The organism is Rhizobium sp. WCS2018Hpa-16 (assembly GCF_031843705.1).
In the GTDB taxonomy this organism is placed as follows: domain Bacteria; phylum Pseudomonadota; class Alphaproteobacteria; order Rhizobiales; family Rhizobiaceae; genus Agrobacterium; species Agrobacterium tumefaciens_C.
The window spans coordinates 596,629-610,073 of record NZ_JAVTIX010000001.1 but is presented as its reverse complement, the minus strand read 5'-3'; the positions used below and the strand labels follow the sequence as shown (position 1 = coordinate 610,073).

General features: G+C 56.8%; 11 protein-coding genes. 3 read left to right on the top strand and 8 right to left on the bottom strand.

The genetic code is table 11. From position 1 onward, the window contains the following. Nucleotides 1-169: 169 nt before the first annotated feature. Nucleotides 170-1,339: a cysteine desulfurase family protein gene (locus RQI55_RS02940; protein WP_311272237.1), complete on the bottom strand. Its 1,170-nt coding sequence runs from the start codon at nt 1,337-1,339 to the stop codon at nt 170-172. Nucleotides 1,340-1,553: 214 nt separating this feature from the next. Between RQI55_RS02940 and RQI55_RS02935 the strand changes: the two genes are divergently transcribed. Beyond that, the gene (locus RQI55_RS02935) at nt 1,554-2,231 is read left to right on the top strand and encodes an alpha/beta hydrolase (protein ID WP_042615994.1); all 678 of its coding nucleotides are present in this window, start codon (nt 1,554-1,556) and stop codon (nt 2,229-2,231) included. A gap of 104 nt (nt 2,232-2,335) precedes the next feature. On the opposite strand, the gene RQI55_RS02930 is transcribed toward RQI55_RS02935, so the two are convergent. Continuing rightward, on the bottom strand, nt 2,336-3,469 hold the full coding sequence (locus tag RQI55_RS02930) for an anhydro-N-acetylmuramic acid kinase (RefSeq protein WP_311272238.1): 1,134 nt from the start codon (nt 3,467-3,469) through the stop codon (nt 2,336-2,338). Between the two features lie 149 nt (nt 3,470-3,618). Here RQI55_RS02930 and tyrS point away from each other — a divergent pair, with 149 nt between their 5' ends. Beyond that, nucleotides 3,619-4,872, top strand: a complete 1,254-nt coding sequence (tyrS, locus tag RQI55_RS02925; protein WP_243255670.1) for a tyrosine--tRNA ligase — start codon at nt 3,619-3,621, stop codon at nt 4,870-4,872. Between the two features lie 75 nt (nt 4,873-4,947). On the opposite strand, the gene RQI55_RS02920 is transcribed toward tyrS, so the two are convergent. From RQI55_RS02920 to RQI55_RS02905, 4 genes are all read right to left on the bottom strand, one after another. Next, on the bottom strand, nt 4,948-5,709 hold the full coding sequence (locus RQI55_RS02920) for an ABC transporter permease (RefSeq protein WP_042615997.1): 762 nt from the start codon (nt 5,707-5,709) through the stop codon (nt 4,948-4,950). Further along, a complete protein-coding gene (locus RQI55_RS02915; RefSeq protein ID WP_192064016.1) occupies nt 5,706-6,644 on the bottom strand; it encodes an ABC transporter ATP-binding protein in 939 nt (312 codons plus the stop codon). Before RQI55_RS02915 ends, RQI55_RS02920 begins: the two co-directional genes overlap by 4 nt. Nucleotides 6,645-6,756: 112 nt before the next feature. Next, the gene (locus tag RQI55_RS02910; protein ID WP_243255669.1) at nt 6,757-7,947 is read right to left on the bottom strand and encodes an extensin family protein; all 1,191 of its coding nucleotides are present in this window, start codon (nt 7,945-7,947) and stop codon (nt 6,757-6,759) included. A gap of 167 nt (nt 7,948-8,114) precedes the next feature. Beyond that, on the bottom strand, nt 8,115-9,911 hold the full coding sequence (locus RQI55_RS02905; protein WP_243256944.1) for a methyl-accepting chemotaxis protein: 1,797 nt from the start codon (nt 9,909-9,911) through the stop codon (nt 8,115-8,117). 323 nt (nt 9,912-10,234) lie between these two features. On the opposite strand from RQI55_RS02905, the gene RQI55_RS02900 reads away from it, so the two are divergent. Beyond that, nucleotides 10,235-10,558 carry a DUF1883 domain-containing protein gene (locus RQI55_RS02900; RefSeq protein WP_311272239.1) on the top strand — a complete coding sequence of 108 codons (324 nt, stop codon included), beginning with the start codon at nt 10,235-10,237 and terminating at the stop codon, nt 10,556-10,558. Nucleotides 10,559-10,568: 10 nt separating this feature from the next. Here the strand turns inward: RQI55_RS02900 and RQI55_RS02895 are convergent, their stop codons facing one another. Beyond that, nucleotides 10,569-11,885 carry a replication-associated recombination protein A gene (locus RQI55_RS02895; RefSeq protein ID WP_311272240.1) on the bottom strand — a complete coding sequence of 439 codons (1,317 nt, stop codon included), beginning with the start codon at nt 11,883-11,885 and terminating at the stop codon, nt 10,569-10,571. Next, nucleotides 11,882-13,288 carry a DegQ family serine endoprotease gene (locus RQI55_RS02890; RefSeq protein ID WP_192064020.1) on the bottom strand — a complete coding sequence of 469 codons (1,407 nt, stop codon included), beginning with the start codon at nt 13,286-13,288 and terminating at the stop codon, nt 11,882-11,884. Before RQI55_RS02890 ends, RQI55_RS02895 begins: the two co-directional genes overlap by 4 nt. Nucleotides 13,289-13,445: the final 157 nt, after the last annotated feature.

Below are 13,445 nucleotides of genomic sequence, written 5' to 3'. Positions count from 1 at the left end.
CAATCTCGCCGGATCCAAGGTCCGGTGGCTTGTCAACGTATCAAGACGGATGACCCGCCTTCATTCGTGTCGAGCATAACTTTCTTTGCTATGCCTTATTTAGTGTTCGGATCGCGCTTTTCACACTCTCCAGCAAGCGAAAAATTGCTTTTCCGCAATTGTTTTGGCTCTATGCCGCCTGTACGGACAGCTTTCGCCGCCCGGATATCTTCGCAAAAGCAGCAATTGCCTTCTCAATATCATCCTGGGTCGATGCCACTCCCAAAGAAATACGTAGAGCGCCCAGCTTTGGATCGCGCCCCATGGCCGTCAGAACGTGGCTTTCGCCCACTTTTCCAGACGAGCAGGCGGCACCAGCCGAAAGCGCAATGCCTTCAATATCGAAAGCGATCTGCCCCGTTTCGGATTTGAGACCCGGCAGGGTAAAGAATGTCGTGTTGCAAACCCGCGCCGCCTCTGCACCATGAATGATCACATCCGGCGCTGTCGCGCGCATCGCATCTTCCAGCGTGGTGCGCAACGCACCCAAGCGCGGCACATCCGTGTCAACAATCCTCAGTGCCTCAACGGCTGCCGTTCCGAAGCCAATGATGGCAGATGTGTTTTCCGTGCCGGACCGATGCCCCTTTTCCTGGCCACCGCCATGGATCAAAGGCTTCGGCATCATTACCTCACCTCTTGAAATCAGCGCGCCCATACCCTTGGGACCGCCAATCTTGTGGGAGGAGACGATGAGAAAATCCGCGCCCAGCGCTTCGATATCAACCGAGATCCGACCTACAGCCTGAACCGCATCAACCACCAGCAATCCACCAGCCGCATGCACTAGCTGCGCCGCTTGCGCCACGGGCTGGATAATGCCGGTCTCATTATTCACAAGCATCAGCGCAACCATCGCCATGCCACTGGCCTTGTCATGAGATGCCAGCGCGGCCTCAAGCGCAGCCAGGTCGATCACACCATCGGGCGTCACGGCCAGTTCGGTAACATCAGCCTTATCGAATCGGCCACCTTCCCTGATAGCGGGATGCTCGATTGCCGAAACATAGAGATGACTGATGGAAAGCGGTGCACGCCCCATCTTGAAAACTGGCGACAGAACCAGATTGGACGCTTCCGTCGCACCACTGGTGAAAACCACATGCGAAGCCTGGGCTCCGACGAGTGCGGCCACATCGCGGCGCGCTGCTTCAACAGCTGCGCGAACCGCACGACCTTCCCTGTGAACGGAAGACGGGTTGCCGGAAAGATCGAGCGCGGAGACAAGCGCATCCCGGACGGCAGGCAGCAAGGGTGCTGTCGCGTTCCAGTCCAGATATGTGCGCATTGTCGTGCTCATGGGGAAACTGCTCTGTCTAACCTATGATTGATGCGCCAAAGCGCATTTTTCTTGAAATTTCCGTCGTGCTTGCCTTATGACACGTCCAACAGTGCAAACCGCACACGAAGTTTCGAATAGTTCTAAACTAGGTTTTAGAAAAGCTGACCATCCGCGTCAAGTCTTCTTGCGTATGGAAAAGGTTCAGAAACAGAAAAACACGACCGGAGTACAAATGCCCGAAGTCATTTTTAACGGCCCTGCAGGTCGCCTCGAAGGCCGTTACCAGCCATCCAAGGAAAAAAGCGCACCGATTGCCATCATCCTGCACCCACACCCGCAGTTTGGTGGCACGATGAACAACCAGATCGTTTATCAGCTGTTCTACTTGTTCCAGAAGCGTGGCTTCACCACATTGCGCTTCAATTTCCGCTCCATCGGTCGCAGCCAGGGCGAGTTTGACCACGGCGCTGGCGAACTCTCCGATGCCGCATCGGCACTGGACTGGGTGCAGAGCCTGCATCCGGACTCGAAGAGCTGTTGGGTGGCCGGTTACTCCTTCGGCGCCTGGATCGGCATGCAGCTTCTGATGCGCCGCCCGGAGATTGAAGGCTTCATGTCCATTGCGCCGCAGCCCAACACCTACGACTTCTCCTTCCTTGCACCCTGCCCGTCATCGGGCCTCATCATCAATGGTGATGCGGATAAGGTCGCGCCGGAAAAGGACGTCAATGTTCTGGTCGAAAAGCTGAAGACCCAAAAGGGCATCCTCATCACCCACCGCACAGTTCCCGGCGCCAACCACTTCTTCAATGGCCAAGTGGATACGCTGATGGGCGAATGCGAGGACTATCTCGACCGTCGCCTCAACGGCGAACTGGTGCCTGAGCCTGCGGCGAAGCGGATTCGTTGAGATAATTCTCTTTCGTCATCCTCGGGCTTGTCCCGAGGATCGACCCCGCTTCCAAAATTTTGACGGTGCAGATGCTCGGGACAAGCCCGAGCATGACAGACTTATTAAGTGGTAAGCGACGCTTTCGCCAGAACCCCACCCCCCACCGGCTCCCTCACCCCCGTCGTGCCGGGATATGTCAGCGGCAATCCGCGTAGCGACCGAACGGCCAGATAGGCCCAGGCTTCCGCCTCCATCGCTCCGCCATCAAAACCCGCAGCCTCTGCGGCGATGACCTTTGCACCAAGCGGCGCAGCTTGGCTCGCGAACTCGTGCATGATGACGGGGTTCAGCCGACCGCCGCCACAGATAACGTATGTCTTGGCCGCCTGCGGCAGATAGCTTGCCGATCTGAGGATCGCCGCGCCAGTCAGATGCGCCAGCGTCCGCGCGCCGTCTTCAAGCGATACCTCACCCTTTGCGGGTGGCATAAAATCGGATCGATCCAGCGAGCGGCGGATATTGGCCGAAAAGAACGGACTTTCCATATACCGCGAAACGAGCGACGGAACGACAGCACCCCGCGCCGCCGTTGCACCGCCCTTGTCATAGGTCTTGCCGGTATGCGCTTCGATCCATTGATCGATGAGCATATTGCCGGGGCCACTGTCGAAGGCTGCAAGCTCTCCGCTTTTGCCAATAAAAGTGAGGTTCGAAATGCCGCCGATATTTACGAACACGGCAGGCGTTTCAGATTGCGAAGGTAGATTGGCCGCCAGTGCTGCGTGATAGACAGGAATGAGCGGCGCGCCCTGCCCGCCATGGACCATGTCATTCGCACGCATGTCATAGACCACATCGATGCCGGTTTCCTCAGCCAGCAGCGGACCATCACCAATCTGCACCGTCAGCGCATCATCCGGGCGGTGCAGCACGGTCTGTCCGTGAAAGCCGATGACATCAATCGCATCGGCGCTTAGGCCATGACGCGAGAGGAAGGATTTGACCGTTGCTGCATGGGCAAGCGTCAGCATTCTCTCCGCCTCAGCCAAATCCCCGGGCCGCTCGTTGCGCTTAACGATCGCTTTTGCCGTAACGAGCGCCTTCTGCCATGTGGCGCGCAGTGTGGCGTCATAGGGAAAATAGCCGCTGGGGCCGTGCCGGACGACGCTGTCGCCATCGGTGCGCAGCAATGCGATATCGATGCCATCCATGGACGTGCCGCTCATCAGCCCTATTGCTGTTTTGACCTCGCCCATGCCGCTTCTCCTGCCTGATGGAATCATCTCGTTACCGATTGCCGATATTCATGGCGCAAACGGGTGCATTTATCAAAAAACAATGCTAATGGCGCGGCATTCACCGGCTTTTCGGTGATGCAATAGACCCAACCAGAAAGAAAAAGGTTATGTCCAGGTTCAAGTCCGATTTCCTCCGCACGCTTGATGAGCGCGGCTTCATTCACCAGGTCTCCGATGAGGCAGGTCTCGATGAACTCTTTGCCAAGGAAACCGTGACTGCCTATATCGGCTTTGATCCGACCGCGCCCAGCCTGCACGCTGGCGGTCTGATCCAGATCATGATGCTGCACTGGATGCAGAAGACCGGCCACCAGCCGATTTCCCTCATGGGTGGCGGCACCGGCATGGTCGGCGACCCCTCCTTCAAGGATGAGGCGCGGCAGTTGATGACGGTCGATACGATAGAAAGCAACATTGCCTCCATCAAGCGGGTCTTCTCGAATTACCTCGATTACGACCGCGCGACCACGCCTGCCATGATGATCAACAATGGCGACTGGCTGCGCGATATCAACTACCTCGAATTCCTGCGCGATGTCGGCCGTCACTTCTCGGTCAACCGCATGCTGTCCTTCGAGAGCGTCAAGACGCGTCTGGACCGTGAGCAGTCGCTGTCCTTCCTCGAATTCAACTACATGATCCTTCAGGCCTACGACTTCGTGGAGCTGAACAAGCGCACTGGCTGCCGTTTGCAGATGGGCGGCTCGGACCAGTGGGGCAACATTATCAACGGCATCGACCTCGGCCACCGCATGGGCACGCCGCAGCTTTACGCGCTCACCTCGCCACTTCTGACCACCTCGTCTGGTGCCAAGATGGGCAAGTCCATGAATGGTGCCGTGTGGCTGAACCCGGATATGCTCTCGGCCTATGATTTCTGGCAGTACTGGCGCAACACGGAAGATGCGGATGTTTCGCGCTTCCTGAAGCTCTACACCACGCTGCCCATGGACGAGATTGCACGCCTTTCGGCGCTCGGCGGCTCTGAAATCAACGAGGTGAAGAAGATCCTTGCGACCGAAATCACCGCGATGCTGCATGGCCGTGAGAATGCCGAGCAGGCTGCCGAAACCGCCCGCAAGACCTTCGAAGAAGGCGCGTTGGCCGACAATCTGCCCTCCATCGAGGTGCCAAGGGCCGAGCTTGAGGCCGGTCTTGGCCTGCTGTCTCTGATCGTCCGGGCTGGCCTTGCCACCTCCAACGGCGAAGCTCGTCGCCATGTGCAGGGTGGCGCGGTCAAGATCAACGACCAGGGCATGTCGGACGAGCGTCAGGTCATCGGCGCTGGCGAGATCACCGCAGATGGTGTCATCAAGCTGTCGCTGGGCAAGAAGAAGCACATTCTCGTTCGACCTGCCTAAGGTTTCGAACGTCCACATAATGCAAAAAGGCAGCCTTCGGGCTGCCTTTTTTAGTTTCGATATGCGGTTGAACGATCAGTTTCTAAGCTTGTAGCCAGTCTTGAACATCCAGCTGATGATGCCAAGGCAGACAGCCAGAAACACCGTGATCATGACAAGGCTCAAGACCGGGTTGACGTCCGATATCTCATAGAAACTCCAGCGGAAACCGCTGATGAGGTAGAGAACCGGATTGAAGTGACTGACCGTCTGCCAGAAAGGCGGCAGCATGCTGATGGAATAGAAGCTTCCACCGAGGAATGTCAGCGGTGGAACGACCAGCATGGGAATGAGGTTCAGCTGCTCGAAATTCGACGCCCACATGCCGATGATAAAGCCGAACAGGCTGAAGCTGATGGCGGTGAGCACGAAGAAGAGCAGCATCACAAATGGGTGCGCGATCGAGACATCCACAAAGAATGAGGCGGTGATCAGAATGATCGTGCCGATCAGTAGCCCCTTGGTTGCCGCAGCCCCGACATAACCTGCCAGAATTTCCGTCATGGCAACCGGGGCGGAGAGTATCTCGTAGATCGTGCCTGTGAACTTCGGAAAATAGATGCCGAATGAACCATTGCTGATGCACTGCGTGAGCAATGTCAGCATGATCAGGCCGGGCGTGATGAACGCACCGTAGGAAACGCCATCCACTTCCTGAATGCGCGAGCCGATGGCCGTGCCGAAGACGATGAAGTAGAGAGAGGTGGAAATGACCGGCGACACCACGCTCTGCAACAATGTGCGCCGTGTGCGCGCCATTTCAAACAGATAGATGGATTTGATGGCTTCGAAATTCATTTTTGACCTCCCACCAGTGCCACGAAAATATCTTCCAGTGAGCTCTGGCGTGTCGAAATATCCTTGAAGTGAATGCCGGCAGCGGAAAGCGCGGCCAACAGATCAGCGATGCGGCCTTGCTCGCCATTGCCTTCATATTCGTAGGTCAGGCACGTTCCGTCTTCGGAAAGGGAAAGGTGAAAGCCGGAAAGACTATCCGGCAGAACCTTGATCGGCTCGATCAGCTCCAGCGAAAGCTGCTTGCGGCCCAGCTTCTGCATCAAGGCGGTCTTGTCTTCCACCAGAAGCAACTCGCCGCCGCTGATGACGCCGACTCGGTCGGCAATCTCTTCGGCTTCTTCAATGTAGTGCGTCGTCAGGATGATCGTGACACCGGTGGCGCGAAGCCCCTCCACGACCTTCCACATATCGCGGCGCAGTGCCACGTCAACGCCCGCTGTCGGCTCATCCAGAAACAGGATTTGCGGCTCATGCGCCAACGCCTTGGCAATCAACACACGACGCTTCATGCCGCCGGAAAGCTCCCGCAGCATGTTGTCCTTCTTGTCGAAGAGCGAGAGGGATTTGAGAATGCTCTCGATGAGCTGAGGGTTTTTCTTCTGGCCGTGAAGCCCTCGGGAAAAGCTCACGGTGTTCCAGACCGTTTCGAACTGGTCCGTCGTCAATTCCTGCGGCACTAGCCCGATCAGGGCCCGGGTCTTGCGAAAATCACTGACGACATCATGCCCGTCCACCAGCACCCTGCCCTCGCCGGGGTTAACGAGGCCGCAGATGATGGAAATGAGGGTGGTCTTGCCCGCGCCGTTCGGCCCGAGAAGCGCCAGAATTTCACCCTTGTAAATATCGAGCGTAACGCCCTTGAGTGCCTGAAATCCATTGGCGTAGGATTTGGTCAGGTTCTGGATGGAAACGATTGGCTTTTGGGGGGAGTTCATAAGACATCTTTCAACACAATCCTGCTCGATATCATATAGGTTCCAGCTTGCGCGAAAACCATCCCTGCCGCGAAATCATACTCCATTTAACCCGGCTGTTGGCCGATTATTCTCAGTCGCAATGGCGATAGCCGGATTTGCGTGTTCGAAGATCGAAGTGGAAATGGTTCCAGTGGTTTGGGTCGCTGCCGGGGCCAAGCACTGTCGAGAAATACTTGCAGCTATCACTGCGCACGGCTTTCAAAAGACCCTTTTCCCGGAAGGCAAACAGGCTCTTTTTACGGACATCGATTTCCTTGCCATTTTTCAAGGTGATGGTGCCGATATCGATGGCGTTACCGCGTGCGTGCTCGGACCATGGGTTGCTGGAGCGCGAATTCATCTTGCGGCATGAATAGCCACCCATCGGCGTAATGCGCTCCACGCCGGAGAGATAACGGAAGCGCGACGATGGCACGAGCTCGAACTTGACCCATTTGGCAAAGGCAAGCGTAACCTGGCAATTGAGTTTCACCGCAGGACGGATCGCTACGCCGCTGGCAAGGCCGGAAAGCTCAATAGGATAATCGATACCGCAGGTCGGTCCATCCGATACGCGCGCCACATCGCGAAACGCAACACCGAGCCTGCGCAGTTCAGAACGGCAAGACACCTCCGCCTGTGGCATCATGCCGGGTGGAGCAGACATGCGGCGTTCCTGCATCGGGTTCTGTGGCATCATCATCGCCACATCCTGCACGGGCTGGCGTTGCTGGCCCTCACCGGGTGGTGGCAGAAGACGCGATTGGCTGGCCGACTGGCGGCGCAGGGGCGCAGAGGGCGGCTGGCTGTCCATCTGATCCATCGTCGCGGGGCTAGATCTGCCGGATACTTCCATATCCTGCTCTTCTGCCAAACCGCGCACGGGTGTAACGCCAAGGCCATCATCCATATTCACCCCGCCCTGCCCCTCAGCCATGTCAGCGGAGGGCTGCGGCGTGACATCAGCGCCGCCAAGGCGTTGTTGCTGGGCATCCAGCGTTGAATATTGCTGGCCCGTACCTGTCTGAAGAAGCGGATCACGCGACGGTTGCTGGTCGGGCATGGGTTGAGACATGGCCAAATCATCGCTCATCGGCTGGCTTGGAACACCAGCTGCGGGCGGCGCGCTGTAATTTTGCTGTTGCGCGGAGCGGATGGAACTGACCCGTGTGGCACCGTCCACCTCAGCTGGCGGCACCAGCCCTTCGGCAGAGCAGGATGCAATCACCGTGGAGATCGTCAGCAACGTCACAAAACGACGCGGAAGGGAAACATACGCCATACAAGAACCCGTACCCTCAGCGGCCAAAAAGAGTGGCAATCGAATCAAATCATAAAGAAATTTGGTAAACGAACTCTTTGCGAGCGTGAGGTTCTTTTCAGTTTGCTAAAACAACGAAAACGGGCGCCGCAAAGCAGCGCCCGTGCAAAGAGTATCGGGTTTGACGATCAGGCAGCGCGTGAAAAGCCCTGACGCGAAGCATCGCCGGAAAGCTGAAAGCGCGACAAAAGCGAACGAAGCTGTTGGCTTTCTTCCGCCAACGTCTGACTGGCCGCCGTCGTTTCCTCCACCATCGCCGCATTTTGCTGCGTCATCTGGTCCATGTGGTTCACGGACGCATTGATCTCGTGAAGGCCAGTCGCCTGCTCGCGGGCAGCCGTCGCAATGGTGTTGACGTGACCATCAACGCGGTTGACCAGAACCATGATTTCGTCGAGCGCATCTCCTGTGGAACGAACGAGCGAGACACCGCCGCCCACATGTTCGGCAGAACTGTTGATCAGCGACTTGATCTGCTTGGCGGCATTGGCGGAGCGCTGCGCAAGCTCACGCACCTCCTGCGCAACAACGGCAAAGCCCCGACCGGCCTCGCCCGCACGTGCGGCCTCGACACCGGCATTCAGCGCAAGGAGATTGGTCTGGAACGCGATCTCATCAATGACGCCGATGATCTGGCCGATCTTCTGGGATGAGTCTTCGATACGGTTCATCGCATCCACGGCGTTGCGGACGATCTGGCCCGAACGGTCTGCGCTGCTCTTCGTCTCCGTCACCATCTGGCGTGCTTCGTTGGCGCGTTCAGATGATGTGCGAACGGTCGATGTGATCTCATCCAGCGCCGCTGCGGTCTCTTCCAGTGCTGCAGCCTGCTGTTCGGTACGTTTGGAAAGATTGCCGGTCGCCTGGCTGATATCGGAAGCACTATCGTTGACGACATGGCTGGTGCGGGCAATGGCGCCGATGACATTGTGCAACTCGCCAACCGCGCTGTTAAAATCATGCCGCAGCTTTTCATACTCCTGGCCAATGGCACTGACCTGAACGGTCAGATCGCCACCCGCCAGACGCTCGAGCGCCCTTGCGAGTTCGGCCATTGCATGGGATTGCTGCTGGGTCGTCGCGTTGATGATCTTCTCATTATTGATCCGGGCTTCCTCCAGAGCACGCTGCTGCTCGGCTTCGCGCAATTGCGATTGGCTGCGCTGATTGACGGAGTCGCGCAGGATCAGCAACGTCTTGGCCATAGCGCCGATTTCATTGCGGCGATCAGTATAGGACACATCGGCATTGCCATCACCATCGGCGATACGGGCCATGCTTTCCTTGAGCGATGCGACGGGCCGCGTAACACCACCGACGACGAAAGCTGCGGCACCCATGACGAGGATGGCGCTGCCTGCACAGATGCCACCAACCCAAAGCGCCTCATCCCAGAAGGCGGCTTTGAGGTCGTCCACATATACGCCTGTGCCGACAATCCAGCCCCAGGGCGCAAATCCTGCCACATGGGAAAACTTCTCGACGGGATCAGGCGAACCGGGCTTTGGCCAATAATAATCGACAAAGCCCTTGCCATTTGCCTTGACGGTGCTGACAAACTCCATGAACAGAAATTTGCCGTTCGGATCTTTATTGCCCGAGAGGTCCGTGCCGTTCAGTTCCGGCTTGACCGGGTGCATGACCATTTTCGGACCCATATCATTGATCCAGAAATATCCGCTGCCATTGTCGTAACGCATGGCAGAGAGCGTCGCTTTTGCCTGCTGCTGAGCAGCCTCGCGCGTCAACGCCCCGCTTTGCTCCAGGCGGTAATAGTTATCAAGAATAGCGACGCCTGTCTGGGTCATGGATGCAAGTCCTGCTTTGCGCTCCTCTTCCATCCCCTGGTATCCGCCAAACAAACTGAAGGTGAGAGCTGCCACCATGATGCTCAGGAATAAAGCGACAAGCGCATATAAGCGCATCGAAATGGTCATGTGTTTCATGCCGTTACAGTCCCCCACTTTTATATGAGGAGAGACTATAGTTATTAAAAATTCATTATTAATAATTCAGGCAGTCTTAACGAATACAGCCAGGATCTCTTGCAGAAGTCCGTGAAATTTTCAGAACGCGACTATCATTGTATAAATTTGATATTTCTTCGAATATACTAATTTTTTACAGTAAAATAAATCTGATTTATTTTTTATAGTTGAAAAATGACAGAATTCACGCGCCGATAAAGAAGCGTTAATCATCCCTGCGTATCGTTATGGCATGCAACTAACCATGAGGGGGCTCGAAGATGGCCGTGCCAAGCTTCCGCTTTACACACTACGATCTCAAGGAATTACGCGCCGGTGCGGTCATTGAGGTATCACTGAACGCCGTCAACAATGTACGGCTGATGACCTCGGGCAACTATCAGCGCTTCACCGAAATGCTGGATTTCAAATTCATGGGCGGTGTTGCGAAGAAATCGCCGCTGCGTTTGACCATTCCCGAAACGTCGCACTGGCACCTCATTGTTGACTGCGAAGGTCATCATGCGCTTGCGGAATCGTCTGTAAAAATGCTGCCGCCACGCAATGCGGCTCTGCCTCGTGAAAAAGTCGCGGCGGTGCGTTAGCTCCAGAAGCTTATTTGGCGTTTCGCTCGCGCCTAAGCTTCGCCCACCAGTCCAGACGTTTGCGAATATCCCGCTCGAAACCACGATCCGGCGGATCATAAAACGTGGTCCGCCCCATCTTCTCCGGGAAATAATCCTGCCCTGAAAACGCATCCGGCTCGTCGTGGTCATAACGATAGCCATCGCCATAGGCTTCGCTTTTCATCAGCTTCGTTGGCGCATTGAGAATATGCTTGGGTGGCAGCAGCGAGCCGTTTTCCTTGGCCGCACGCATGGCCGCTTTGTAAGCGGTATAGACGGCGTTGGATTTGGGTGCCGTGGCCAGATAGATGCAGGCCTGCGCCAAGGCGAGTTCACCCTCCGGCGAACCGAGATAGTCATAGGCATCTTTGGCGGCATTGCAGATGACCAGCGCCTGCGGATCGGCAAGTCCGATATCCTCCACCGCCATGCGCACAAGACGGCGACCGAGATAAAGCGGGTCTTCGCCCGCATCCAGCATGCGCGAAAGATAGTACAGTGCAGCATCTGGATCGGACCCCCGCACGGATTTGTGCAGTGCCGAGATCAGATTATAATGGCCATCCTGCGCCTTATCATAAACCGGCGCACGCCGCTGCACGATATGCGTCAGACCTTCGGTATCGAATATCTCGTCCTTGCGCACTGCGCGCCAGACCTCTTCGGCCAGCGTCAGCACCGCACGTCCATCACCATCCGCCATGCGAATGAGAGATGCCCGGGCATCATCCGTCAGCGGTAGCGGCTTTTCCTCGACGCTTTCGGCGCGGGCCAGAAGTTCGCCAAGGCTTTCCTCATCATGGGATTTGAAGGTCAGCACACGGGCGCGAGACAAAAGAGCGGCGTTAAGCTCAAAGGATGGGTTTTCGGTCGTGGCACCCACCAGAATGATGGTGCCATCCTCCATGACAGGCAGGAAACTATCCTGCTGGGCGCGATTGAAGCGATGAATTTCGTCCACGAACAGCAGCGTCTGGCGCCCGTTCATGCGCCGCGCACGCGCACCTTCAAAGACCTTCTTCAGATCGGCAACGCCCGAAAAGATGGCGGAGATCTGCTCGAAGGCCAGTTGCGCCTCGCCCGAAAGCAGGCGCGCAACCGTCGTCTTGCCAGTACCGGGCGGTCCCCAGAAGATCATCGAGCCTAGGGAGCCGCTCTCTATCATTCGGCGCAGAACGCCCTCTTCGCCCGTCAGATGCGACTGCCCCGTTACCTCGGCAAGCGTGGTCGGGCGCAGCCTGTCAGCCAGAGGCCGCCGGTTGGCGACATCAGCCGGTATCTGTGGTGCGAAGAGATCGCCGCTCATCGCAGAAATTGCCGAATGCGCTGGCCATCGCGAATAAGCTCCAACCGCCAGAAGCCGGGATTGTCATCCAATGCCTTCTCGACATCTGCGGAGGTCGCCATGTCGGCACCGTTGAGAGACACAATGATGTCCTTGGGCTGGAAGCCGACGCGGGCGGCTGGTGAACCACGCTTCACATCCATGATGACGACACCGGCAGCGCCCGTGGGCAACCGCAGCTCATCTGCAAGCTTGGGCGAAAGATTGGCGACAGTCGCACCCGCAAACGGGTTGCGGCCTTCCAGCAGGCGTTCGTCACGCGGGGCAGTTTCCGGCGCTGAATCCAGCGCGATGTTGAGGTTCTTTTCCTTGCCCTTGTCGATTACGGTAATGGTCGCGGATTTGCCGATACCAGCGGTAGTCAGGCGGTAGCCCAGCGCATCGGGATGCTCCACCTCGATACCGTTGACGGCTGTCACCACCTGGCCCGGCTCGATGCCCGCCTTTTCCGCAGGACCGTCCTTGACGACACCCACCACAAGCGCGCCACGCGCCCGTTTCAGACCTAGCGCTTCAGCCACTTCTGATGTCACAGGATCAAATGTTGCACCGACATAGGGACGCTGGAAGGTCGTATCGCCCTTTTCAGCCGCAGCGAGAAACACGCGAACCAGATTGGCCGGAATGGCAAAGCCGATGCCGTTCGAGCCACCACCGCGCGAGAAGATGGCTGTGTTGATGCCAATCAGCTCGCCCGCCATGTTCATGAGAGCGCCACCCGAGTTACCGGGATTGATGGAAGCGTCTGTCTGGATGAAAAAACCGAAATCACCCTGGGTGACCTGATTGCGTGCCAGTGCCGAGACGATGCCGCTGGTGACCGTCTGCCCGACACCGAATGGGTTGCCGATGGCGAGAACGAGATCACCCACTTCCGTGGCGTCAGAATTGCCGAGCGCCAGGACTGGGAAATTCTCTTTCGCATCGATCTGCAAGACAGCGAGATCGATGCGGTCATCCTTCATCAAAACCTTGGACGAAAACTCACGACCATCCGCCAACGCGACTTTGATATCGTCGGCACCATCGATGACGTGATTGTTCGTCACCACAAGGCCACCGGCAGTAACAATCACGCCCGAGCCCAACGAAGACTGCTTTTCTGTGCGGTTTGGCAATTGCTGGCCGAAAAACTGCTCGAAGAAAGGATCGCCAGCGAATGGCGAACCGCGTTTCTGCACCATGCGCTCGGCATAGACGTTCACGACCGCTCCCGAGGTGCGCTTAACCAATGGCGCAAAGGAGAGCTGCATTTCCGCGGTGCTGGAGGGCACGGTCTTGTTATCCTGCGCCCGCACCGAAACCGGCAAAACGAGCATTGTCGCCAAAAGGCCGGTGGTCAAATACTTCAACATGCTTGGCATGTGATTCCTCATCCTCATCAATATGATGGAGTTATAACGCTTGAGCCTATAAATCAAAGGGCGGCAAGATAATGACGGGCTGCGCCATAAGACTAGAATGGAACAACTTATGCTCTTCCAGACTTAAGACGGCATATAAAGTCCGGTTTTGGAAAAG